The organism is Gilliamella sp. App6-5, from assembly GCF_001690525.1.
GTDB classification, from domain to species: domain Bacteria; phylum Pseudomonadota; class Gammaproteobacteria; order Enterobacterales; family Orbaceae; genus Gilliamella; species Gilliamella apicola_H.
Map to the genome: position 1 here is coordinate 36,372 of NZ_LZGT01000083.1, position 22,129 is coordinate 58,500.

At 33.8% G+C, this 22,129-nt stretch carries 27 protein-coding genes and 1 pseudogene; 11 read left to right on the top strand and 17 right to left on the bottom strand.

From position 1 onward, the window contains the following. The first annotated feature begins 3 nt into the window (after positions 1-3). Positions 4-2,187, top strand: a complete 2,184-nt coding sequence (locus tag A9G24_RS10185) for a 3-hydroxybutyrate oligomer hydrolase family protein (protein WP_065638913.1) — start codon at positions 4-6, stop codon at positions 2,185-2,187. A gap of 74 nt (positions 2,188-2,261) precedes the next feature. On the opposite strand, the gene A9G24_RS10190 is transcribed toward A9G24_RS10185, so the two are convergent. From A9G24_RS10190 to fsa, 3 genes are all read right to left on the bottom strand, one after another. Then, the gene (locus tag A9G24_RS10190; RefSeq protein WP_065638942.1) at positions 2,262-2,843 is read right to left on the bottom strand and encodes an acyl carrier protein phosphodiesterase; all 582 of its coding nucleotides are present in this window, start codon (positions 2,841-2,843) and stop codon (positions 2,262-2,264) included. Between the two features lie 16 nt (positions 2,844-2,859). After that, positions 2,860-3,669, bottom strand: a complete 810-nt coding sequence (locus tag A9G24_RS10195) for a siderophore-interacting protein (RefSeq protein ID WP_081303166.1) — start codon at positions 3,667-3,669, stop codon at positions 2,860-2,862. 149 nt (positions 3,670-3,818) lie between these two features. Then, positions 3,819-4,481: a fructose-6-phosphate aldolase gene (gene fsa, locus A9G24_RS10200; protein ID WP_065638915.1), complete on the bottom strand. Its 663-nt coding sequence runs from the start codon at positions 4,479-4,481 to the stop codon at positions 3,819-3,821. Between the two features lie 265 nt (positions 4,482-4,746). On the opposite strand from fsa, the gene A9G24_RS10205 reads away from it, so the two are divergent. Beyond that, positions 4,747-5,613 (top strand): helix-turn-helix domain-containing protein, encoded by an 867-nt coding sequence (locus tag A9G24_RS10205; protein ID WP_065638916.1) that lies wholly within the window; start codon positions 4,747-4,749, stop codon positions 5,611-5,613. A 17-nt stretch (positions 5,614-5,630) separates the two neighbouring features. Here the strand turns inward: A9G24_RS10205 and A9G24_RS10210 are convergent, their stop codons facing one another. Beyond that, a complete protein-coding gene (locus A9G24_RS10210) occupies positions 5,631-6,335 on the bottom strand; it encodes a LysR family transcriptional regulator (RefSeq protein ID WP_081303167.1) in 705 nt (234 codons plus the stop codon). A 141-nt stretch (positions 6,336-6,476) separates the two neighbouring features. Between A9G24_RS10210 and A9G24_RS10215 the strand changes: the two genes are divergently transcribed. Further along, positions 6,477-7,004 (top strand): DUF4865 family protein, encoded by a 528-nt coding sequence (locus A9G24_RS10215; protein WP_065607498.1) that lies wholly within the window; start codon positions 6,477-6,479, stop codon positions 7,002-7,004. 128 nt (positions 7,005-7,132) lie between these two features. Here A9G24_RS10215 and proP read toward each other — a convergent pair whose 3' ends face one another. Together proP and A9G24_RS10225 are read right to left on the bottom strand one after the other, a co-directional pair. Beyond that, positions 7,133-8,638, bottom strand: a complete 1,506-nt coding sequence (proP, locus tag A9G24_RS10220; RefSeq protein ID WP_065638918.1) for a glycine betaine/L-proline transporter ProP — start codon at positions 8,636-8,638, stop codon at positions 7,133-7,135. A 339-nt stretch (positions 8,639-8,977) separates the two neighbouring features. Further along, complete coding sequence (locus A9G24_RS10225; protein WP_065638919.1) at positions 8,978-9,859, bottom strand: DMT family transporter; 882 nt, start codon at positions 9,857-9,859, stop codon at positions 8,978-8,980. Between the two features lie 223 nt (positions 9,860-10,082). Between A9G24_RS10225 and ypfJ the strand changes: the two are divergent. Together ypfJ and surE are read left to right on the top strand one after the other, a co-directional pair. Continuing rightward, positions 10,083-10,939, top strand: a pseudogene (ypfJ, locus tag A9G24_RS10230) (KPN_02809 family neutral zinc metallopeptidase). A gap of 9 nt (positions 10,940-10,948) precedes the next feature. Then, a complete protein-coding gene (gene surE / locus A9G24_RS10235) occupies positions 10,949-11,728 on the top strand; it encodes a 5'/3'-nucleotidase SurE (protein ID WP_065638921.1) in 780 nt (259 codons plus the stop codon). A gap of 69 nt (positions 11,729-11,797) precedes the next feature. Here the strand turns inward: surE and A9G24_RS10240 are convergent, their stop codons facing one another. The 11 genes from A9G24_RS10240 to A9G24_RS10290 all read right to left on the bottom strand — a co-directional run bounded on the left by A9G24_RS10240 (position 11,798) and on the right by A9G24_RS10290 (position 18,521). Next, positions 11,798-12,997: an MFS transporter gene (locus A9G24_RS10240; RefSeq protein ID WP_065638922.1), complete on the bottom strand. Its 1,200-nt coding sequence runs from the start codon at positions 12,995-12,997 to the stop codon at positions 11,798-11,800. A 313-nt stretch (positions 12,998-13,310) separates the two neighbouring features. Beyond that, entirely contained in the window at positions 13,311-13,559 is a 249-nt protein-coding gene (locus A9G24_RS10245; protein WP_141673144.1) for a hypothetical protein, read from the bottom strand. 118 nt (positions 13,560-13,677) lie between these two features. Further along, positions 13,678-14,112: a hypothetical protein gene (locus tag A9G24_RS10250; protein ID WP_065638924.1), complete on the bottom strand. Its 435-nt coding sequence runs from the start codon at positions 14,110-14,112 to the stop codon at positions 13,678-13,680. A 118-nt stretch (positions 14,113-14,230) separates the two neighbouring features. Beyond that, positions 14,231-14,614 (bottom strand): hypothetical protein, encoded by a 384-nt coding sequence (locus tag A9G24_RS10255; RefSeq protein WP_065638925.1) that lies wholly within the window; start codon positions 14,612-14,614, stop codon positions 14,231-14,233. 8 nt (positions 14,615-14,622) lie between these two features. After that, positions 14,623-14,910, bottom strand: a complete 288-nt coding sequence (locus A9G24_RS10260; RefSeq protein ID WP_065638926.1) for a hypothetical protein — start codon at positions 14,908-14,910, stop codon at positions 14,623-14,625. Positions 14,911-15,281: 371 nt separating this feature from the next. Then, complete coding sequence (locus tag A9G24_RS10265; RefSeq protein ID WP_065638927.1) at positions 15,282-15,668, bottom strand: hypothetical protein; 387 nt, start codon at positions 15,666-15,668, stop codon at positions 15,282-15,284. Between the two features lie 60 nt (positions 15,669-15,728). Further along, positions 15,729-16,067 (bottom strand): DUF7716 domain-containing protein, encoded by a 339-nt coding sequence (locus A9G24_RS10270; protein ID WP_065638928.1) that lies wholly within the window; start codon positions 16,065-16,067, stop codon positions 15,729-15,731. Between the two features lie 60 nt (positions 16,068-16,127). Then, positions 16,128-16,538, bottom strand: coding sequence for a hypothetical protein (locus tag A9G24_RS10275; protein ID WP_065638929.1), 411 nt, complete (start codon positions 16,536-16,538; stop codon positions 16,128-16,130). A 66-nt stretch (positions 16,539-16,604) separates the two neighbouring features. Then, the gene (gene comJ / locus A9G24_RS10280; protein ID WP_065638930.1) at positions 16,605-17,087 is read right to left on the bottom strand and encodes a competence protein ComJ; all 483 of its coding nucleotides are present in this window, start codon (positions 17,085-17,087) and stop codon (positions 16,605-16,607) included. 466 nt (positions 17,088-17,553) lie between these two features. Then, positions 17,554-17,988: a hypothetical protein gene (locus A9G24_RS10285; RefSeq protein WP_065638931.1), complete on the bottom strand. Its 435-nt coding sequence runs from the start codon at positions 17,986-17,988 to the stop codon at positions 17,554-17,556. 77 nt (positions 17,989-18,065) lie between these two features. Further along, complete coding sequence (locus A9G24_RS10290; protein WP_065638932.1) at positions 18,066-18,521, bottom strand: CPCC family cysteine-rich protein; 456 nt, start codon at positions 18,519-18,521, stop codon at positions 18,066-18,068. Between the two features lie 174 nt (positions 18,522-18,695). On the opposite strand from A9G24_RS10290, the gene A9G24_RS10295 reads away from it, so the two are divergent. The 6 genes from A9G24_RS10295 (at position 18,696) to A9G24_RS10320 (ending at position 22,014) form a co-directional block, all read left to right on the top strand. Beyond that, entirely contained in the window at positions 18,696-19,148 is a 453-nt protein-coding gene (locus A9G24_RS10295) for a hypothetical protein (protein ID WP_065638933.1), read from the top strand. Between the two features lie 182 nt (positions 19,149-19,330). Beyond that, positions 19,331-19,924, top strand: a complete 594-nt coding sequence (locus A9G24_RS10300) for a hypothetical protein (protein ID WP_065638934.1) — start codon at positions 19,331-19,333, stop codon at positions 19,922-19,924. An 86-nt stretch (positions 19,925-20,010) separates the two neighbouring features. Continuing rightward, entirely contained in the window at positions 20,011-20,388 is a 378-nt protein-coding gene (locus tag A9G24_RS10305) for an Imm8 family immunity protein (RefSeq protein ID WP_065638935.1), read from the top strand. A gap of 199 nt (positions 20,389-20,587) precedes the next feature. Continuing rightward, on the top strand, positions 20,588-21,052 hold the full coding sequence (locus tag A9G24_RS10310; protein ID WP_065638936.1) for a hypothetical protein: 465 nt from the start codon (positions 20,588-20,590) through the stop codon (positions 21,050-21,052). 60 nt (positions 21,053-21,112) lie between these two features. After that, complete coding sequence (locus A9G24_RS10315; RefSeq protein ID WP_065638937.1) at positions 21,113-21,472, top strand: hypothetical protein; 360 nt, start codon at positions 21,113-21,115, stop codon at positions 21,470-21,472. A 149-nt stretch (positions 21,473-21,621) separates the two neighbouring features. Continuing rightward, positions 21,622-22,014 carry a hypothetical protein gene (locus tag A9G24_RS10320; protein ID WP_065638938.1) on the top strand — a complete coding sequence of 131 codons (393 nt, stop codon included), beginning with the start codon at positions 21,622-21,624 and terminating at the stop codon, positions 22,012-22,014. Positions 22,015-22,129 lie beyond the last annotated feature (115 nt).

A 22,129-nucleotide genomic window follows, 5' to 3' on the forward strand; every position in this document is an offset into this window, starting at 1 on the left:
CAAATGAAACAGATAAAAATGTTAGCCTCATTGATACTTTTTGCTGGTGTTACCCTACCATCAGTAGCACAGGCCAACACGACAGAATCAACCGAACCAGTTAAAAAGATAAAAGCGACCACATCTGGGACAAACACAGATACCAGCATAAAAGTCGACAACAAAACAGTTACAGCTACAACCAATACCAAGATTGACACTAACAGTGATACCTCAGTCCAAATTGACAACACAATCCACAAACCTAAGTGGTTAGTTCGCAGTACATTGGCTTATTATGATGGCGATAGCAACGATCTTGTTACCGCTGGACTGGGCTTTACGCCGTTATCAACCACCATTATTACTCCTGAAGTCGAAGTTCCGAGCAAACCACACTTTCAAGAACGACGACAAGCCAAATTAAATCGCTATATTGACACCAAAATTGGCGAGGGAACATTATTCGGTTTTAGAAAGCAAGAATTAACGCCTTTGTTTGACGGCAAAATTGCCGGTACCGAAATATTAGCGGTACAAAGACAAGACGGCGTAGGCATGTTGCTACAAATTCCGATTGATTTTGACAAAAACAAACCTTGCATTGTTGCCGTTCCTGCCAGTGATTCAGACGGAGTACTCAATGCCAAAGATGTACAAATTCGTGGATTATGGGGACTTAGGCACAACTGCGCAGTGGTCTATAACGACAAAGGATTAGGCAATGGCATTTATGATATCAAACGCAAGCTTGGTTTTACCGTATGGGGCGACGTGGATAACGGTAATATCTTATTTCATCCTTCGATAAAGAATAAAGAAAAATATATTCAAAAATATCCCCATCGCTATGCCATAAAACAACTACACTCAAAAATCAATGCCGAAGCACGCTGGGGCGAACATGTACTAAAATCTCTTGAGTTTGCCTTTTATGAACTTAATAGCATGTTTTCGCCCAATAAACAGGTTATATTTAATAAAGACAATACCCTTGTGTTAGTCTATGGAGCGAGTGATGGCGGCGGTGCCGCATTAAAAGCAGGCGAATTGGATGACCAAAATATGATAGACGGCATTGTGGCAGTTAATCCACAAATTCAGCCAAATATTGATAAATCCCGAGTTACCCTCAAAATAGGTAACAGCAACAAACAAAAGCTAGAAACCAAATCCATTGCCAATTACAGTGCTTATGGCGCATTATATATACCGTGTGCAATTCCCGCAATAAAACCTTATAAAGACAATGCTTACGTGCCTTATGCCAGTTATTTTCTTTATTCACAACAACGCTGTAATGCCCTAAAAAAGGCAAAATTACTCACGACAGGCACGCCCGAAGAAGCCCTAGAAAAACTACACAAATATGGCTGGACGCCAGAGATGGACATTCAACTACCGTATTTTTACTATACTGAATCCATTGGTTTACCTTACCAATATATTAGTGCTTATGGCAAATACGATGTCACCGAAAACATGTGTGATTTTTCGGTCGCCAGTACCCAGCAAAATCCAATATATTACAGTGGGAAAGTCGCGCCATTAGAAGAAATTTCGTTTGAACAAATATGGGGAATGGCAAACGGACATTTGCCGCTTTGGAATGGTCGAGATGCAACGGTTTTGGATCTGGTTGAAAACGAAGATCTCAACACACCAAGACGTGAATTTTATTCTAGTTCGCAAACCAAAAATACGGTTGATTATGGTACTAAAGGCGCAATTTGTGTTTATAAAAAATCGCAAGATCCGCGCGTTAAGCAAGGTATAAAACAAGTTATGGCATCGGGCAACTTAAATGGTATAAAAACTTTTATTGTACATGGACGCAATAATGTTAAACAGTTACCCAACTATACATCGCGTGCTTATGTTGCTTTAAATAGTTTAGTTGAAGGAAAACAATCGCAATTACGATACATTGAAGTTGAAAATGCCAGTTACTTAGACGGCAGACCACCATTTGACAACACTTTACTACCCATTGATTATTATGGTGAAGATGCCATTGAATGGTTATGGGCCAATTTAACCACCAACGCCACACTACCGGTAAGCCAAATAGTGCGCACCAAAGCGCGCGGTGGCAAAAGTGGTTATGCTCCACAAGTAACCAGTAAAAATTTAAAATCGATAACGCAAACGCCAAACCGCAATGATGTCATCCAAACAAACGATGGCAAACTGATATTGCCAAATTGACAGTAAATATCCCAAAACCACTATCGGTTTAAGTGGCAGGACAACAGCTTAAACCGGTAGCAGCAAAATCCATCTTAGCTCATGCTTTCTTTTACCGTTAAACAAATTTTGGGATATAACACAAAAAACAGCGAGGCCAATTGTGCATAATGTTGTTTAATATCAACAATAGTTTCTCTTAACAAATACAACTTTGGCCGTCTATTGGCCATGCGACTTAGCACATCACCGACAAAATCGATAGAAGCATAATTTTCGAGCCATGCGCCTTGCCACATCGCGTTCATAAAATGTTGATAATCGGCCGGATAAGCATCAATATAAGGCAGGATATGCGCTTTTGTTACTTGATTAAATAGAGCCACACTGGGCAGCACTCCATAATTAGCCCAATGTTTTGACAAAAAGTGATCCCACACAATATCTAACGTAATGGGAGCAACGCGCTGATGCGATTTTCGAAATAGCAATTTGGCCTGTTTAACTTCAAATAGGCTATCAGTTAAACTATCAATTTTGCGATGCAACATAATGCCATCAGCAATAGTGGGATCATAAGTTAAATAAGGATCACCTTTAACAAAATCCGCCACAGTATTACCAATTAACGAACTACGCGCCAACGTAGCCAAATGTAAATGAGCCAAAATATTCATAAAATAGCAACACTCATTATTCACGATGCTTAAATTCGCCTTCGGAAAAACCTTCTCGCCAATAGCTAGTAATATGAAAAGCATCTGGCTGCAAATGTGTATACTTATCCTTAACGGCATGACGAATAGCTTGTGCCAACGAACGTTCCATTCCCCCCCAAAATAATAACTTATCTTGCCCTGATAAATCGGCACTGATCACCGCATCAATTAACTGATGAGGTTTATCCGAATTTTGCACCAACCAGTTAACCTCAACACTTTTATTAACTGGCAATGACACCATATCACTTTTATGATTAACCTGCATAAAAGCAAAAACCTTTTGTTTTTTAGGAAGATGCTCAAGTGTATAACAAATGGCAGGCACCGCTGAAATATCGCCCATCAACACCAAACAATCATCAGTAAATTTCAACTTACCGGCAGCGCCAATCAAACCAATTTGATCGCCAACCTTAGCTTTTTGCGACCAAACCGAAGCTAAACCAGTGTCATGAATGGCAAAATCAACAAAAAATTGATTGGCAACGTGATCAAACTCGCGCACGCTATAGCTACGAACAAGCTGACGCAACTTATCGTCAACAAGGATTTTATTATTTGCATCAAGCTGCGGAAACTCAATTAAGCCAGTTAAAGGATCTGGGAACAACAATTTTAAATACGGACAAATCCATAATGGATCAATATTAACTGTTTTATTGCAACCAAACTCAATGCGAATAAAGCTCGGTGAGATTTTTTCAACATTCAATACTGTTAATAACGCATTAACAATGACTTTTTTGTTTATTTTGATTTTTTGTTTTTTTTCATCCATCATGTCCACCCTTATTTTTATTGTTAATTAAAATTATCATACAACAAAAAATGTTAGAGTTATGCTATTTTTACAATTGAAAAAATAGATACACTTGTTCGACCTAATAGTGGAAGAACAAGCTCAGGCAAAAAACTAATTGTCAAATAAATTTAAAACGTTAACTTACCAAAAGCACCACACCAATCTTGATTAAACTTAGTAATTGCTGCATCCACAGCTGGATCAGAAATAAACTGTTCTGCCACATCTACTGGCAACGTAATAGACTTGCAACCCGCAAGCATACAATCTAACGCTTGCCTTGGTGTTCTAAAACTGGCGGCTAATACCATCGACTGTGGACAATGCAAATCTAACAATTTTTGCAACTCAAGCACGGTATCTTTGCTATTTCCACCCTGAGCATCGATGCGGTTGACATAAGGTGCAATATATTTAGCTCCTGCTAATGCTGCCAAAAAGCCTTGTCCTGCACCATAAACAGCCGTGCCTAACGTAGGAATACCTTGTTGGGCTAGTGCTTTTATTGCAATCAAGCCTTGCGCATTAACAGGGATTTTAGTCACAATTGACGGCACCGTCTTTCTAAGCTGATGAGCTTCTTTTATCATTTCGTCGGCATTACTTGAAAGCACTTGGGCAAACAGCAATTTATCTGAACCTAGCACCTCTTGTAATTCATCTAATAACGAAAAAATTGGCTTACCTGATTTTGCCACAATGCTCGGATTAGTGGTCACGCCACAAATAGGCAACACTTTAGCTAAACGTTTGATGGCAGCAATATCGGCGGTATCTAAATATAATTCCATGATTAACTCCTAATTCAGAATGAACAATCACTTGTTAACATATAACAACATTTGCATAACAAACATCGTAAAAAAAAATAACTCTACCGCCTAGAAGACGAACTTGCCATTTACTGGACTTTTGTACGCTATATAAAAAAATGAGACTTAGATCACACAATTAAAACTTTAAAATAACTTATTAAATAAAAACGATTTATAAAAATTTTCATCTTTTTTTAACTGTATATAATCTAAATAAAACTACACCACTTAATTTATCCTTATGACAAAATCCATCAACAACGCATTAACCAAGTTTGTAATTCGTCAGCAAACAATCAATCATATCTATTTTGTAAATAACAGCAATTGCGCCCTTTTGCATACCCACCCCGTCGACTTTCCGCAAATTGAAATCATATTAGAAGGAACGCAACAAATGCAATGGACGGATAACAATGGAAAAATTATTGAAAAAATATTATCGACTAATGATCTTTTATATATTTCCGCTCAAAGCTGGAACAAACCCATTTGGACAAGCCCAGTTACTTTATTAAACATCTTGTTTGGTAAACAACAAATTAGTATAAGCTTATTGCATTGGGATGGTACACAACTAATTTCACTTGGGCAAATTAACACGCCAAGACGTGGTCCTCGGGTTGGTACATTTATTATTCAAGCACTGAATGAACTCATTTGGCAAAAACAATCATGTAAACAAAATCAAACTGCTTACTACCTGATTCACAGTTTACTTAGCAATACGTTAGATTTGCTCAATACCGAAATCAAAACTTCATCCAAAACAACCAGCCTATATGAAGCTATTCGCCAATATATCGATATACACTTTCGTGAAGATATAACGCGTGACTTTTTGGCAAATATGTTTTACATTTCACCCAATTACTTATCACACCTATTTCAAAGCGAGGGAAAAATAGGGTTAAATGAATATCTAAATCATATTCGCTTAGAATATGCCAAATTGCTATTAAAGGATTATGATCTAAATATAAAAGAAATTGCTCTAGCATCGGGGTTTAAAGATAGTAATTATTTTTGTCGGATTTTTAAAAAAAAGACAGAGCGAACACCCACTGAATATCGACGTCAGTACCACAGTAAATTATTACAAAAATAATATGATTATTATCGGGATTAAACCGAAGAATGTTGATAACAATAAAATTGAATAAAGTCACGATTATTATTGATCGTTTTGAATTTATCTTTTATTAAAAAGATTGGCAAAAGTGCTATACCTTGCCCTTTTTCAACAAGATTTAATAATTGACTTAACGAGTCCACCGTAATCATTTTTTCAGGTGGATAACCGCAAGCTAACGTTTTAGTTCGCAGTGGACAATGCTCATCATTATTAATCAATATTGGTAGATGATCATTCTCTAAAACTGATTGACTTTGCAAAAAAGCAACAGGTAACTGCTGATTCACTATTAAACAATAATCTTGATGATTTAATTGATTAAAAGTAATAATTTCATCATAGCAATGCTGATTAATTTCATTAAATATGTCATCCGTTCGTTTAATAACTATTTCTGTTGATTCAATGTGATATTTTGCATTTTCTATAACAATTAATTGAAATAATAGTTCCGAGATTAATAAGGTTTTACGTTTAGATTTAAAGGAGTGCTTAAGTTGCGAAAATTGCTCCAAAGTTTGCAAAGTAAAATGATAAAACTGTTGCCCTTTTGGGGTTGGTTTAACACCATCAAAACCTCGAATAAATAACGGTGCTTGCAACTCATGCTCTATCTTTTTTAAGTGAGCCGTTAAATTTGATTGCGTATAGCCCAAAATCTTAGCTGCTTTATTAAGGCTGTTAAGTTCATAAATCGTTTAAAAAATTTGTAATCCCTTAAAATTCATATTGCACGGCGACCTATCACTTTTTTTGATACCCCCAATCATAAATTAGAATTATTCAAACCTCAATTAAGTTTTTAAACTAAGCAAAACCTTCAAAGGAGATAAAACATGCAAGCTATGCAATATAAAATTAATTTACCCACCGACTATGATATGAATATCATCAAAAATCGAATTAAAGATAATGGATATAAAACTGATCATTTTACTGATCTTTTATTCAAGGCTTACCTAATTTCTGAAAAAGATAATAGCAATATAGGCAATAGTTATTGTCCACTTTATATTTGGAAACAGACAGAAGGTATGAATATGTTCATTTTTGACGGTTACTTTGACAATATCATTGGGTCATTCGGTTGGCAAAATATCAATATTGGTATGACAACTAAAATTAAATTAAGTGATAATTTTGCTCAAAGCAGATACATGTTAGAAGAAAATTTCATTATTCCTGCTCAAGCACAGTTAAAAAATTTTGATTTTAGAATTCCTAAATATCAATATTATACTGGTCAAGTAGTAATTTATAATCCTGACAGATGGGCTTATGCTATATTTACCTTTTTCAAAGATAAACCAACTAAAACCAATCAAAATTTATATCAAGTTTTACATCTTTCATTAGATAACTAATTTTCAAAATAGACGTTGAGTAACGATAAAAAAGGGAGGGTGATCCCCCCTCCTTACTTGGACATAATATCAATGATCATAAAATCCTACATTTTAAAAGTGTCCGTAATCAATCGATATCAAAAAAATCAATCTAACTTAGGATGCTGATCCACTAAATTCTGTCGCTGAGCCTGCAAAGTTTCGATCTTCTGTTCAATATCTTCGACTTTATGCTCTATGGTGTCAAAGTGATCCGATAAGATTTCTTTGGCTTCTGAACGATCTGATGCCGCTGGTGTTGCGCCACGCAATGGTTGGTTTGCGGTTTCTCTCATCTTTATGCCAGTAAGTAAACCAATTAATGCCACGACCATTAGATAATAGGCTGGCATATATAGATTATGACTTTCTTCAACCAGCCAAGCAATAACAGTCGGTGTCGCACCGGCAACTAATACCGAGATATTAAATGATATCGCCAATGCACTATAACGAATACTAGTTGGAAAGATAGCCGGTAAAATAGAGGCCATAACGCCAGTAAAACAGTTAAGTAATACAGCTAAAATCAGTAATCCTAAAAAAATAAGACCAATAATGTCACTATTGATCATAATGAAGGAAGGATAAGAAAGAATTAATAAACCTAAGCTACCGCCAATAATAAATGGTCGGCGACCAATTTTATCGCTAATAAAACCGATCAATGGTTGCACAAATAGCATGCCTATCATAATGGCAATAATAATTAGCACCCCATGTTCCGTATGATAATTTAGGTTGTGAGATAAATAGCTAGGCATATAAGTAAGCAACATATAATAAGTCACATTAGTGACAATCACGAGTCCCACACAGACCAGTAGGCTCTGCCAATATTTGGCTATAATCTCTTTAAATGACATTTTAGGTTGATTGGTAATATGATCACGATCATTTTGATCCATTATATCGGTATGCTGTTGAAATGCCGGTGTTTCATCTAATGCATGACGTAAATAAAGCCCAATTAATCCAAGCGGCAAAGCAAATAAGAAAGGAACTCGCCAGCCCCAATCATGAAATGTATTATTACCAAGAATGCTTGATAATAATACCACTAAGCCAGCTCCAACTAGAAATCCAGCAATAGAACCAAAATCTAACCAACTCCCCATAAAGCCGCGTTTGCGATCTGGCGAGTATTCGGCAACAAATATGGCGGCGCCAGAATATTCGCCGCCAATTGAAAAACCTTGCGCAAATTTAGCTAGCAATAATAATATAGGGGCAGCAATGCCAATTGATGCATAAGATGGAATTAAGCCGATACAAAAAGTGCTTAATGACATTATGATAATGGTGATTGATAATACTTTTTGTCGTCCAAATTTATCGCCAAGAATACCAAAAACCAATCCCCCTAACGGCCGAACTAAAAACGGTACCGAAAATGTGGCAAGCGCTGCCACCATTTGAACACTTGCCGAGGCATCTGGGAAAAAGACTTGCCCTAATACATAAGCTAAAAAGCCATACACACCAAAATCAAACCACTCCATTGCATTACCTAACGCTGCTGCGGTAATGGCTTTTTTTAACTTGCTATCATCAATTATTAGAATATCGTTGATGTTTAATGGTTTGTTTTTGGACTTTCTTGTTTTTTTCATAATATACCGCCTGTTTACCTAAAAATAATAAAAAGGAATGATGCAGCAAGGTAAACGATTACCTTTTAATACATAAAAACCAATACTTTTTTGGACTACACATCAAAATGTGTTTATCAGCTAATTAAAATTGAAGCAAAAGACAGCAAAGATAAAAAAAGAGGATAATAAAAAAGCAAAAACTAATGTTTTATTGTCTGTTTTGTTTTTTTACCAAATCACAACAAAACAATTCCTTTTCGTGAATATTGAATACCAATTATAACAAAATAACCCTATTTTGTAAAATGCAGCAAATGGGTGAGCTAATCATGTAGCCGTGTAAACATAATTAGCGGTTTATTTTTTCGAACAAAAATAGATCCCAACCACAATGAATACTATCGAAACAAGATGAAAATAAGCAACTTGTGTATGTAAAAACACAATACTGAAAATACCGGCTGATAAAGGGATAATGTGGGTATAAATTTGCCCTCTTGTTGCGCCAATTTCAACTATGCCTTTATTCCAAAATAAATAAGATAGCCAAGATGCAAAAATAGCAATATAGAGTAAACCCAGCAAAAAGTGAGGGGTAGTATAATGTGCTAGGTTAGAAACTGGGTAACAATAAAAATACACTAAAGCAATGGGCAATAGCATTGCTGAACCTAATACAGCACTGATAGTTACAAAGGCATTACCGGATATCGATTTATCTTTTAACCGCAAAAATGCGCTATAACAAACCCAGCTTAGTGCAGATGCCATTGCCCACAGGTCGCCTTTATTGATATTACTAAGTTCACTTAAATTGGTTAGGTTTCCTTGTAAAATTAAATAAATCACACCGATGGTACTAAATAAAACACCTAAAATATTATTTTTTGAAATCGTATCATTAAATAATAATTTATTCATAACCAATACCATACAAGGCGTTGCCGAAAGATAAATTGAAGCATTAAGCGATGAGGTATATTGCAATCCAATATAAAGTGTCAACGGGAACAAAATTTGTCCAAAAATAGCGAGCAAACATATTGACCAAATCGATTTTTTAATTTTAGACAGATCATGACAGAGTTGTTGATGGTATAAACACAATAATAACAGTGCAGTGATAACCCATCGACCTTCAGATATTATCATAGGATCGGCTTGTGTAACTAAAACGCGCCCAACAACATAATTTCCGCCCCAAAAGCAAGCCGCTAATGTAAGTAACAAATATGGCATAATAATACCCTAACATTAAAATGAAGATATAATAATTGTTGAGCGTATTATATACCTAAAAATAGTCAGAAAATAACGCATTTGAAAAACAAACACGCCACCTAATTTAGATTTACTGATTTCGGCTAATTTATGTAAATTTGGATAAGAATATCAACTTAATCTAGAATCCTTATTTGTTATCCTTTAAAATAATTAAACCCAAACTGATAAGGTGATCCCTATGCGCTGGAGAGACCAAAGAGAGAGTATAACATCGAAGATCGCCGCTCACAATCAAGCAGTGGAATGGGGATCGGAATCCCCATTAAAGGTAAAGGCAAAATTGCTTTATTTATTGTCGTGTTAGTAGCGGGCTATTATGGCGTTGATTTGACCGGCTTGTTAAATTCAAATCTAATTGATACTAGCAGTACTGAGCAAAGTACCAATCAATATTCAATTGATGATGAAGATGCTGCTAAATTTACATCAATCATTTTAGCCAGTACTGAGGATTATTGGCATCAAGAATTTCAACGTTTAGGCAAAACCTATGTTCCCCCCAAATTAGTACTTTATAAAGGCACAACAAGAACATCGTGCGGCACTGGGCAAACCTTTATGGGGCCGTTTTATTGCAGTATTGATAAAACCGTTTATCTTGATATGTCGTTTTATCAAGAGATGAAACAGCGACTTGGCGGTGGTGGTGATTTTGCTCAGGGCTATGTGATTGCGCATGAAATTGGTCATCATGTACAAAATTTGCTGGGTACATTTAGCCAAGTTGAGCATTTAAAGCAGGATCAATCAGCAATAACAAATAATCAATTATCCGTTAAGTTAGAACTACAAGCTGATTGTTTTGCTGGTATGTGGGGCAATGCAATGCAGCAACAAAACCGACTAGATACAGGTGATATTGAACAAGCCTTAAACACGGCAAAAGCTATTGGCGATGATCGCTTGCAACAACAAAGCGAAGGATATGTGGTGCCCGATAGTTTTACACACGGCACATCTAAGCAACGTTATACTTGGTTTAAACGTGGGTTTGATAGCGGAGCAATTAATGAATGCAATACATTTGCCCAATAAGGAAAGAATATGCTAAATAAGCTAGTTAACCGCGTTTTATTAGTGAATGATGACGGATTTGATGCACCGGGCATTAAGCTATTGCAAAAAATCGCAAAGCAAATAGCCCACGAGGTTTGGCTTGTTGCGCCAGCGATAGATCAAAGTGGTGTATCGTGTTCGGTAAGCCTAAAATCGCCATTTAGAGTTACTCAGCGTGGTAAACACGAATTTGCCGTTTATGGCACACCTGCCGATTGTTCGTTATTTGCGATTAAATATTTGATGGCGGATCATTTACCTGATCTTGTGCTATCGGGAATTAATAATGGTTCGAATGTAGGCTTTGAAACAATCTTATCTGGCACGGTTGGTGCGGCAATGATGGCAATGACGTTGGGCATTCCTGCGATTGCTTTAAGTCAAGTAACCAGTGAAAATAATCAGCCAACTAATTGGGATTGTGCTAAGCACCATGCACAATCAGTGGTCGCTAAATTACTTTCGTTATCGGCTCCGCAAAATATCTGCTTTAATGTCAATTTTCCTGCCTGTGCAGTACATCAAGTTAAAGGTTTGAAAATAACCAAACAAGGCGATAGCGATGTAAGTCGTTTTGTGGTGATGCCAACCCAAGATCCCGAAGGCAATGACTATTTTTGGTTTAGAGCTAAACGCAATTTGCGAGTAATTGATGATAATAAAGAACTTGATGCCGTTAATGCCGACTTTATTACCATTACACCATTGAGTTATGAAAGAACAGATTATGCCTTTTACGAAAAACTATTAAACACGTTTAATCTTTAATTGTTTTTTGGCGATTTGTCTTCCTAACTATTAGGAAGACAAATTCGCTATTAATTATTTTTAATCCACTTAATTGTTTGCATCTTTTACCAATGCACAAAATAATAATGATATCGCAACCATAACTAACGCAATCCAATAGATAACTTCATGTCCATAGGCTTCGGAGACAAATCCCTGCAACATTCCAGCGATAATTATGCTAAAGACAACACCATTATTAAATAAAGTTGAAGCCACGCCCATTTGAGTTGGCAATAAGTCCTGAAAATAGATAATGCCAATATTGGCCACAATCCCAATAAATAGCGCGTTAAATAGCTGTAATGCTAACAACGCGGTTTTATCGGTGCAAAAAATCATGCCAATATAAAAAATTGAGCCGCAGATAATCGCAATAAAAAACAGATTTCGTTTGCCTAAATAAGGCACTAAATATCCTGCAATGATCATAACGGGGATTTCAATACCCGCAGCAAGCCCCATTAGCACCCCTGGCAATGAGTCAGATAGATGCAATACAACATCCACATAAATCGGCATATCGATGATATACATCATGTTTGCTGTCCACATAAATACGGTGGATAACAATAAGCAAAGCACATTTCTGTTTTTCCAAATTGGTTGATTTGCCGCTTGTAGCTCTGTTGCGCTATTGAATTGTGAAGTGGGATTTTTTGCAACTGAAGGTAAAAAAATGGCAACAAACAGCATCGCGACCATAAACATGCTCATGGCGGTTAAATACATAACCGTAAAGCCAAATTTGACGGCTAAACCAAATGAAATTGGCGGGCCAAACACCCAAGCTAACGAAAGTTGAGCACGAATAAGTGAATTAAAGGCCACAACATTACGTCCCGTTTTGACCGCATATTCGCGCGCTAGGGCAAAAATTTGTGGCATAGCAGCAGACGATAACGCAGCAAACAGCACCCCAAGGGTGATTAACACCAAATAGTGACGTGAAAATGCAAAGATGACACTGTTAGCAATACCCATTAAACAGCAGAAAATGACAATATAACGCCTGTCACCTTTTTGGTCGGAATATTTAGCCAATAAAAAACTACCCACAATGCTCGCTAAAGCATTAATCGAGAAAAAAAGCCCTACTAAACGTGAATCAACATTGACTTCAAAGGTTAAAAATCTACTTAATGTGGGAGATTGTAAAGCACCCGCAATACCCACAATAAAAGTGGTAACTAAAAAAGCAAAAAAAATAGTGCCTTGTTTTTGGCGAAACGAAAATACATTAGCCATATCAATAAATAATAGAGGAGAGTTTATGCTAATTATATACTTAAAATCGACATACACGTAACAAAATTTCGAACTAAAATAAGCTTTCTTCGATTTTTTTGGCCATTTATTATGGTTTAAATCGACGCTAATGTGACTTTAAATTTTACATCTGTAATGATTTGAATTTATTATGATTGATGTTGTAATGATTAATCTGTTTTCCAAAAAATAAGGCAATGTGATAGCTAATTGACAATTAAGCAATAGTGAGGCACGCAATTTTACCAATAAATAACACTATTTTCTTACCAATCTATTTGATATAAATAAATTAAAGTTTTGATAGATATTGAATAATATTCTTTTTAGTCACTTTTTCTAAAATCACTGCATTTTTATCTTGAAAATAGCCGTTATCAGTTATTTCATGATTAGCATCTTGAACAAATCGCACAGGATCATAAAAATTGAAGGTGTAGTGACGGTTATTTATGGTGACGCTGAAATTTAAAATAATACCTTTTGCTTCACTTTCAAATTGCAATAAATCGTCATACCAATCAGGTAGTTGAATCATCATTTATCCTATTTTTTGCTATATAAAATCTTATGCTGAAAATCTAAAAATTTTTGATGCATAATATTATTGATTGTATATCAATAGATTAAATATTTATTAACTAGTTGTCTTTGTTATTTTATTCAAATACTTTGAACTTTGACAATCGATAATCGCCTTTATCGTACACGCACCCAAGTAAAACATTCCCTTGGGTTTTTATGGTTATTTCACGCTGATAACAATACTGCTGTTCAAATTGCCACGCTATATTTGCAATATCTAGATATTTTAAGATAAGCTCAAAACTACTATTAGCATTGATAGTAAAATCATTAAAAAATGTTAGGGAGCTGCGCTCGACATCAACGCCTAATGAGTATATTTTGGCTTCTATTATCATGATTTCTATTGCATGATAAAAATAGCTAAAGCCTTCGTCTTTATTAGATTCATCAAAGTAATGTTTTTTACCTAATACTTTGGGGGGTAAAATTGCATATAATGCTTGTTCGGATAACCCTACTTTTAAGCCTAAATAACTACCTGTTTCTAGAAAGTTTTTTATATTCATTAATTTATCCATGACATGGGGAATAGATATAACACAAAAAAACACGCGGTATTATTACCTTAACGCTTTGTTATCACAATGAGTATTGATTGCTTTTTAGTACTATTTATGCTGAGAACTATTTAACATCATATAAATAAAATCCCTCTTCAGTGAGATAAAAAACCCGTTTGTAATCTTGCGAAAATATGGAAGATATCAAAAACGGCCTGAGATCATCATGATTAATGGCGTGCTGAATAAAATCAATCAATTGTGCTTTAAATGCCCTGACTAGTTGCCCTGCAAATATGGCTTTTTTACCCTTATAAACAATTAAGTGATGTGCAATATAATAGCTATCTTTTTCAAGGAGATAAACAAGGTCTGAAAATGACTGAGTAAATAAAGTTAAATTGCCCTTACGCATAACGTCTAACATGTTGAAAAATATATCTTGCTTATCAGTTCCTAATACAAATTCTTTGTTGGCTAAATTTTTAAATACGTAATTATTTTTCATTGTTCTATTTACGATGACTTAATATCTGTAATTAACTGCTTTAATCGTCTAATTTCATTAATTAATCTTGGTATATCCTGTCGTGCATGAGCAATAAATTCTTGATCGGCAATAGTAGCGCCAATAAGCTCGATGTCTTCGCCTCGATTATTGTTACCGCCTGTCATGATAAAATTACCACCACTAGTATGATTTCTACCCTCAACATAAGACACCCAAGGTCCTTTAGTTGCGTTATTACATCGCATTTGTATCAATTTTAATTCGTCATCAGAGATATTCGTTGTTCGTTGCATTGACACCTCTTTAGCTAAGCATGGTAAAATAATGGGAAAAATTGATTATCTTGATTGTTAAATGCAGTATATAACCATAAATTGATCATTAAATAAATTTAAAACCAGTAAATCATCTCGATAAACAAACATAATGATTTATAGTTTAGGCAAAATCATCCTATATTTTAATTAAATTTTATTATTAACGAACTTATATCCATTAATCATTTTATTTTTCTGCATAATCCAGTTCAAAAAGTTAATCGGCTATTCTTCTATTATCATTTTAAACCAATCTTAATGCAGTTGTTTGCTCTGCTACAAAATTGGGAACTAAATAGCTTTGTTTTAGATTGTTTTAAAATAAGTAACTAGAGTAAATAGTCTTATCATTTGTTATTTAATCGTCGTTTTAACTTTCTTATTTCAGACGTTAATGCAAAGCAATCTTCTATAGGCTCATCAGATAACGACCAATAATCAATGAGATCCATATAATCATCATGATTATGAAATAAAAGCGCTAATACTTGGCTAATTTTTGGCGATGACGCGCTAATTCCAGATGATAATAAATCATTGGTCACATCAAGTAATAAAGTCATGAGTATGTGCTTTTGTAACTTTGAATATGTTGAATTAACATAAGCATAGAGGTATTTATCGAGCCATGTTTGCGTTCGATACTGATCAGGCAGTTCATACGCCCAATCTTGAGTGAATTTATCACCGAGTGGTAAATGTAGATCGTTACATAGCTGTTTTAGTTCACACATATTTTATTCTTTCATTATTGATGAAGCTATAATTGATAATATCCCCTGTTGCTTGTTGCGTTACAGCTCTAAAAAATTATCATTTTCTGCATAATAATTTAATGATTGAATAAAGTCATCTATCGTGGCTGACGGCTTTTGATCTAAGACAACATCAACAACATCAGCAAATTGTTGACCTGAATAGAGATAATGTAAATGCTTTTGCCGTACAAGAGAAGGGTAAATTTCTTGTCCATCATCATCGACTTCAGGATAGTCATCAATATAATAGCTTTCTTGATTTTCCAACGCTTTGTCTTCAACGCCATATACACAAAAATCATCATCTCGTTCAAGACTATTTTTCATATAGTTGATTATATCGTTTATTGAATAAAGATTTTCTTTAATAAGCATGTTCCTAATACTCCTATATCATTTTGGATCATTATAATATTGCGAATATAATCTCTACTTTTATAAAAAGGCCGTTTCAGCATAACCTATTTTTATCATTGAGAGATTTTTTAATTTAACTCCGATACCATGTTCACTATCGCCAGACCAGGCAAACATAAAGCCATATTCATCCTTTTCTGGTAATAAGTAAATTTTAATGAGTGAAATTTGCGATAATACTTTACCGCCATCTTGCTTATAAACTTGAGTAATATAAGCCGTGATTTCATTATTGATGATGTGATGTAGTTCGACTTGGTGAGATTTAATAAAATCGATATTATTTTGCATTTTATTATCAGACTCAAAGGATTCAAGATAAATAATCGGGATACATTGTTGGCTAAAACTATCCAACATAATATCTATTGCTATGCCTTCGTCTTCAATAATATAGCTGTTTATATTTTGGCGATTGTTCTTTTCCATTTATTAATCTCGGTTAAATTTGTGGCGAGTATGTCCCGATTAGCGCTAAACCTGTTGAAGTTAGCATTATACTCTACCTGATTGAAGCATTTTCCCTTTTTGACCACCCCATTCGTCATCAATAATGTAGTGAGCAGTAATCGGCACAAGTGCAGGTACAAAGGTAAATTTATAAAAAACTTCATCACCTTCACAAATTTCATAATATAGTGAATATAATAGTGCATCTAATTGTAGGTTAACAGTAAATTTTTCTGTCGCCGAGGCAACTTCAATCACATTGTCAGGATGTGTATAAAAAGGAACAACGATGCAACGTTGGGTTTGGTTATCCATTATAAAACTATCTGCTGAGGTTAAAACGACATTCGCACCGAAAGCATCATCAGGTAATGGATCAAAAATAACATAATTGTGATGAATAACCGCACCTTGTTCGATATTTTGTTTGCCCCATTGCGATAATTCTTCACTGTATGGTCTTGATCTAACCAAAATTTGACTATGAGATATTAATAAATCTACAACCTGCTGTTTGTTTTTTTCCATCAACAATACCCTCTTTTACACACTATAAAATCATCAAATTAAATATAGGAAACCGCCGGATTGTTTACACCACATGATTAAACTAATCCGCTAACACTTACACGGCGTTTTACTAAAAATCGCTTAAGTTTTGTTTTCTATTTTTTACATCACTAACTATTTGCTGATTATGCCACATCTCCATGAAAGTAAGCATATTTTTCTGCTTTTTCATTCATTTATTAGCTAGCATCTTTTGTGAATGTTTGATTGATTCGTTAGTATCATAGGTTTTAACCAATAGATACGGCGAAATCTCAATTAACCGCCAAACGGCATAGAATCCTGAATATTTTTTACAAAAATATGACTGAAAAAGTGAACAGTTGGGTAAATACCCTACCTGTTTTAGTAGATAGCATATTATTTAATGCTTCATGAGGTCTTTCGGTGTTATCTATATGACTCAAAAAGAATATAACAAAACTTATTTAACTAAAATAAGATTAAATGGGTTATTTAATTCAATTACTATTTTGAAATTGGCACTTGATTCCACCCTAAGAAAGTGATTGGGTAATTCAATTGCATTAATGAATGGGTTTGATGTTTCGAAATAGATCACCCATTTTAAATCATCCTTAGGTGTTAAATAGGCGATAAAACCTTCCGATCCATAGCTTCCTTCACCTAAAAAGCATTTATTACCATTTGTTAGGGTGATTTTTTGGATGATATCTATGTTAGTGATATTATCAGGATCTTTATCCAAAAAAAGATTAAGATTGAATGGTTTCCCTTTTTTAATTAATAATTGGGGATAAAACTGGGCTGAAAGGGATATTGATTCACCAGTAGAAAAGTAAATCCCGTCTTTTATAGGTAACGTTTGTTTATTCCATAACGCCAATATTTTTGTCATCTAAGCCTCCTTTTATACGTTAACCCCAAAAGCGTAGTTAATTTATTACATAATCAAATCTAGATTTGATGCAAGTATTATAAATCTCTATTAGCTAATTTATACGGAATATTCATCAAAGTAGCCTTTTGTTTTTTATCGAACATTACTTTATATTTGCTTAATGTCGAGTGATTAACTGAACTATAATGCTCTAATTCAGTGCTTAGTGTGCCATCATCCTCCCAATAACATAATGGACAAACATCGTATTGTCTTTGATGAGTTAAGGTTAAATAATGGCAACAAGGGCATGCATGCAAAATATCTTCGTCCCCTATAATGGTAATAGGTTTACCATATAAAGCACTAACATATTGTTTTAAATATTGATTAGAATAGCCTTTCAATTTAATATCAATAAAATAGCCTAATAAAAACGGTTGAATAGCATCATCATACATATTTGTATATGTTAAAGGTTGACCATCTTTATCAAGATAATTTGCAAAGAGAATATTCTCAATATCCTGTTTTGAAGATTGTGCAATCATTTCGATAGCTAACAGTGTTAAAGCGAGTTTTCGGCTGAGCGTCTTCATTGAGTAAAGTGAACAATGATAAATTATCTAATTTATCAAAAATACAGTTTGATCACTACTTCGCTTTTTATTTTATGCTTATGATAAATGAAAAACTGGAACAATAAAAAAGATAGAATGTGAAATATGGAAAGATTAAATATTGATCTTATTGATATTATTAACAATGGTGGCTTTTTAAAGTGCCTGCCTGCTTTAGCGCAACATGCTTTTTTTCGACATTGCCAAATAGAAACAATGAAATCAGCCATTTTGTACACGGCTAAAATCGGACTTTTTGATATAGAAATAGGTCTTGATAAAAAAGAACATAGTGGCTATGAACTCATTAATTTATCTGAAGATAACCATGAATTTAGTGGTATCGCTATCCATGATACTTATGGAATAATGAAAACAAATTTTAATGCTTTATTACCAGCTAATATTATCCAACTATTGCCAGAGCATACAGTAAACCATATAGATAATATAGAACAAATTGAAATACACTTCTATAGTGGAAGCACTATAATTTATCAGCGAGCTGACTTACCGCCTGCGGTGATATCCAATACATTAAAGGGCGTCATTTTCTGAATGACAATAATGCATCATTTGTTTATCGTCATTAATTAATATATGATTATTATTGATTATATAAGGAAAAATAGAGATAACATTTCAAAAGAAGATCTCAAAATTTAATCAATTAAAATTGAGTCACATGAAAAAAGAAATGTTGCCCTTGATCTGTTGCGATACCCAAAAGGTAATAAAAAATGAACTCTATCGATATTATAAAAAGCTATTTGGCAGGCACACTTTCTCCGCAGGATTTTCAAAAAGAACTTTATTATAATAAGGATATTGAAGATCTCCTATCTGAAGAGCATCAAATTCCCCCCTATACCAGCAGATATAAAAATGCATTTTTATATCTTATTGAAATTGATATTTTATTGCCATCAGGTGAACTCAATAGTAAAGATTTACTTTCAAAGTTTCTCGCTAAAAGAAATATTAACTTCTCGTTAAATAATGAACATAAAAAAAAGTATGATCTATGTATGAAAGTTGAGCCAAGCTGGTTAAATTTAACTGAACCATACTTTAATTTAATCATGAATAAACATCGGGATAAAGTTGGAGTTGAATTAGAAAGAGCGTTAAAATTAGAAATTAAGAAAGATTTTAAATTCTTAAAAAATAGACCTAAGTGGCTTCAATCCCCAAACTGGCCAACCGTAGATAACAAACCGTTAATTTTTATAGGTCAATTAGATATAACCGAAATCAGCCACGATATTACCTATTTATATATTTTTTTCAATGAAAAGGAAAATACATATATGACTTTTGAGCAATCAACATAAACAATAACTAACTGGCAACACTGCGATATGATTTAATAATAATTCTATCGGGTTGCCATATCTAGCAAAATCTCAAGCGATATATCATGAATAAATTAAAAATTAGGCAACAAAAATTTGAAGTGAAACATTACTGGTCCCCAGATATACATGATCCTTGGCGATGGAAACCAGAAGACAATGCAGTATTTTACTTATTAGAAATGAATATTGGTATTACAGGAAAGGATGAAACAGATATTTATTCAATTATTATTGCCACTCCAGAAGGGATAATGAATTTAAATAACAACAGAATGCAACAACCTAAATTATATAAAATGTTGTTACTATATCAATACGATTGGGATAAGGTTAGAAGTTTAATAGATGAACAACTTGCTTTGATAAATCCCTCTGCTCAGATACAAGCTTTAGATAAATTAGCCAGTAGTTTTTATTGGGAATATGATGGTATGAAATAACCCTAAAAAAATATGCTAATTATGAATATGTAGTGATGAGTAATTAGCACAATTTATTAAGTGATCCTTTATAGCGGTTTGAGTAAAAATAGTTCGGTTGAGACTGAGCCTAATGGAACGTGAAAACTAAAACCAGCGTTCATGTGGATTGCAAAAGTGAAGTACATAAGTATTCCATAAAATGGGAGTTTTAATATTCATGCATTTTCAAAGAGAAAAGATCTTATATGCACTTCAAAAAGCATATGGTGATTTAAGCAACCCAGATTTCCATTTCGTGATGGAATCCTACAATTCCCTAAAATATAAATGTCTACTAAATGATATCCATGCTTTATTTAAAGTAGAAGATAATACTGATTTAAACTATGACGTATGTATATCGCTAAAATTTAATTATCATAATAAATCAATGTACTTATATTTATCTTTAGTGTCGGCCTATGCTTTTTTATTTTATGATAGTAAAGTTATTGATTGTAATGATGATATTTATCAAATATTGCCTGAACTGATTGATATATTACATGATTATCATTTTGTGTTATTAAACAAAAATGAGCTTTTATATACCTTTGATATAAATTCCTCGGCTTTTGGTTTCGAGGGTAAAAAAGCATCAGTTTTAGCGCTGTTGTTTTCATTCGGTTTATCGGTCAATTAAAAATAATAATTAAACTACATGACGACAGCTTGGGAATAGTCGAAATAGGAGAAAAATAAAATGCCAGAAGTAAACAATCAGGCAATTGAAACAATCTATGGAGAAATATATGGAAGAGACGCTTTAATATTAAAAGACATCATATTTGATATGTTTCCACTGGAATTAAAGGTAGTAGCTTCTTTGTGGTTACCACATTGCCAACCCAGCAGAGGATTAGAAGGCGAGGCTTTAATCTGTTTTAAATTTAAAAATATAAAAAGTTTAACTATTACGATGATTGATGAATCAAAATATCAGCTGGTACAAAAATCTTGTTTCGATAAAGTATTTGATAAGGAACAAGATGAACATTATGTTTTAAGTACTTATGATCATATTTTTGATGTGATTGGTCAATGTGAAGTAAGCTACAAATAGTTATTAACGTTTGTAATAATTTGGAAGGAAAATTGGCTGATAATATGGTTGTACATCATAAAAACCCATTATTTCGTCAATAATAAAGATTTACACAAGTATCCTACAAGAATGAATCCCTTATTTGGTGTTAATTAAAAGAGGTCGGTATGAATTTATTCTGCGATAATTGTAATAAAGCATTTATAGCATCAGAGGAGCAAGACCGATTCATCTTAGTTTCTCGTGAAAAAAACATGAAATTCATTATGATACAGTGCCCTTATTGTTCAATGAGTTATGCTTTTAATCCAATGCAGTTAACTAACCTAGACAATAAAAAAATCCCTGTTGTTAATGGGTTAAGATGCCCTAAAGAAACATGTACGGGTATAGTATCTTATATTGAAGATATCCCTCCATTTTTTGGGTGTGGTGAATGTGGTAACGTCTGGTTAAAAAAAGAAAATTTGTATGATGATATTAAAAATATAATATCTAAGTATCCTTATAGAAAACATGCATATAATATAATTAACGACTGTAACTATCCCCTAAAATAGTACAGCAAAAAAGTAGAAAATTCTCTATGATAAAAGTAAAAGAGGATTCAATTATGAAAAAAATGACTGAACATCAAATCGTCGCTATTTTAAAAGAAGCTGAAGCAGGTATTCC

Excerpts from the sequence above, each read along its gene's own strand:
- A9G24_RS10185 (WP_065638913.1), top strand. The coding sequence starts at position 4 with ATGAAACAGATAAAAATGTTAGCCTCATTGATACTTTTTGCTGGTGTT.
- A9G24_RS10190 (WP_065638942.1), bottom strand. The coding sequence starts at position 2,843 with ATGAATATTTTGGCTCATTTACATTTGGCTACGTTGGCGCGTAGTTCG.
- A9G24_RS10195 (WP_081303166.1), bottom strand. The coding sequence starts at position 3,669 with ATGATGGATGAAAAAAAACAAAAAATCAAAATAAACAAAAAAGTCATT.
- fsa (WP_065638915.1), bottom strand. The coding sequence starts at position 4,481 with ATGGAATTATATTTAGATACCGCCGATATTGCTGCCATCAAACGTTTA.
- A9G24_RS10205 (WP_065638916.1), top strand. The coding sequence starts at position 4,747 with ATGACAAAATCCATCAACAACGCATTAACCAAGTTTGTAATTCGTCAG.
- A9G24_RS10215 (WP_065607498.1), top strand. The coding sequence starts at position 6,477 with ATGCAAGCTATGCAATATAAAATTAATTTACCCACCGACTATGATATG.
- proP (WP_065638918.1), bottom strand. The coding sequence starts at position 8,638 with ATGAAAAAAACAAGAAAGTCCAAAAACAAACCATTAAACATCAACGAT.
- A9G24_RS10225 (WP_065638919.1), bottom strand. The coding sequence starts at position 9,859 with ATGCCATATTTGTTACTTACATTAGCGGCTTGCTTTTGGGGCGGAAAT.
- surE (WP_065638921.1), top strand. The coding sequence starts at position 10,949 with ATGCTAAATAAGCTAGTTAACCGCGTTTTATTAGTGAATGATGACGGA.
- A9G24_RS10240 (WP_065638922.1), bottom strand. The coding sequence starts at position 12,997 with ATGGCTAATGTATTTTCGTTTCGCCAAAAACAAGGCACTATTTTTTTT.
- A9G24_RS10245 (WP_141673144.1), bottom strand. The coding sequence starts at position 13,559 with ATGATGATTCAACTACCTGATTGGTATGACGATTTATTGCAATTTGAA.
- A9G24_RS10250 (WP_065638924.1), bottom strand. The coding sequence starts at position 14,112 with ATGAATATAAAAAACTTTCTAGAAACAGGTAGTTATTTAGGCTTAAAA.
- A9G24_RS10255 (WP_065638925.1), bottom strand. The coding sequence starts at position 14,614 with ATGAAAAATAATTACGTATTTAAAAATTTAGCCAACAAAGAATTTGTA.
- A9G24_RS10260 (WP_065638926.1), bottom strand. The coding sequence starts at position 14,910 with ATGCAACGAACAACGAATATCTCTGATGACGAATTAAAATTGATACAA.
- A9G24_RS10265 (WP_065638927.1), bottom strand. The coding sequence starts at position 15,668 with ATGTGTGAACTAAAACAGCTATGTAACGATCTACATTTACCACTCGGT.
- A9G24_RS10270 (WP_065638928.1), bottom strand. The coding sequence starts at position 16,067 with ATGCTTATTAAAGAAAATCTTTATTCAATAAACGATATAATCAACTAT.
- A9G24_RS10275 (WP_065638929.1), bottom strand. The coding sequence starts at position 16,538 with ATGGAAAAGAACAATCGCCAAAATATAAACAGCTATATTATTGAAGAC.
- comJ (WP_065638930.1), bottom strand. The coding sequence starts at position 17,087 with ATGGAAAAAAACAAACAGCAGGTTGTAGATTTATTAATATCTCATAGT.
- A9G24_RS10285 (WP_065638931.1), bottom strand. The coding sequence starts at position 17,988 with ATGACAAAAATATTGGCGTTATGGAATAAACAAACGTTACCTATAAAA.
- A9G24_RS10290 (WP_065638932.1), bottom strand. The coding sequence starts at position 18,521 with ATGATTGCACAATCTTCAAAACAGGATATTGAGAATATTCTCTTTGCA.
- A9G24_RS10295 (WP_065638933.1), top strand. The coding sequence starts at position 18,696 with ATGGAAAGATTAAATATTGATCTTATTGATATTATTAACAATGGTGGC.
- A9G24_RS10300 (WP_065638934.1), top strand. The coding sequence starts at position 19,331 with ATGAACTCTATCGATATTATAAAAAGCTATTTGGCAGGCACACTTTCT.
- A9G24_RS10305 (WP_065638935.1), top strand. The coding sequence starts at position 20,011 with ATGAATAAATTAAAAATTAGGCAACAAAAATTTGAAGTGAAACATTAC.
- A9G24_RS10310 (WP_065638936.1), top strand. The coding sequence starts at position 20,588 with ATGCATTTTCAAAGAGAAAAGATCTTATATGCACTTCAAAAAGCATAT.
- A9G24_RS10315 (WP_065638937.1), top strand. The coding sequence starts at position 21,113 with ATGCCAGAAGTAAACAATCAGGCAATTGAAACAATCTATGGAGAAATA.
- A9G24_RS10320 (WP_065638938.1), top strand. The coding sequence starts at position 21,622 with ATGAATTTATTCTGCGATAATTGTAATAAAGCATTTATAGCATCAGAG.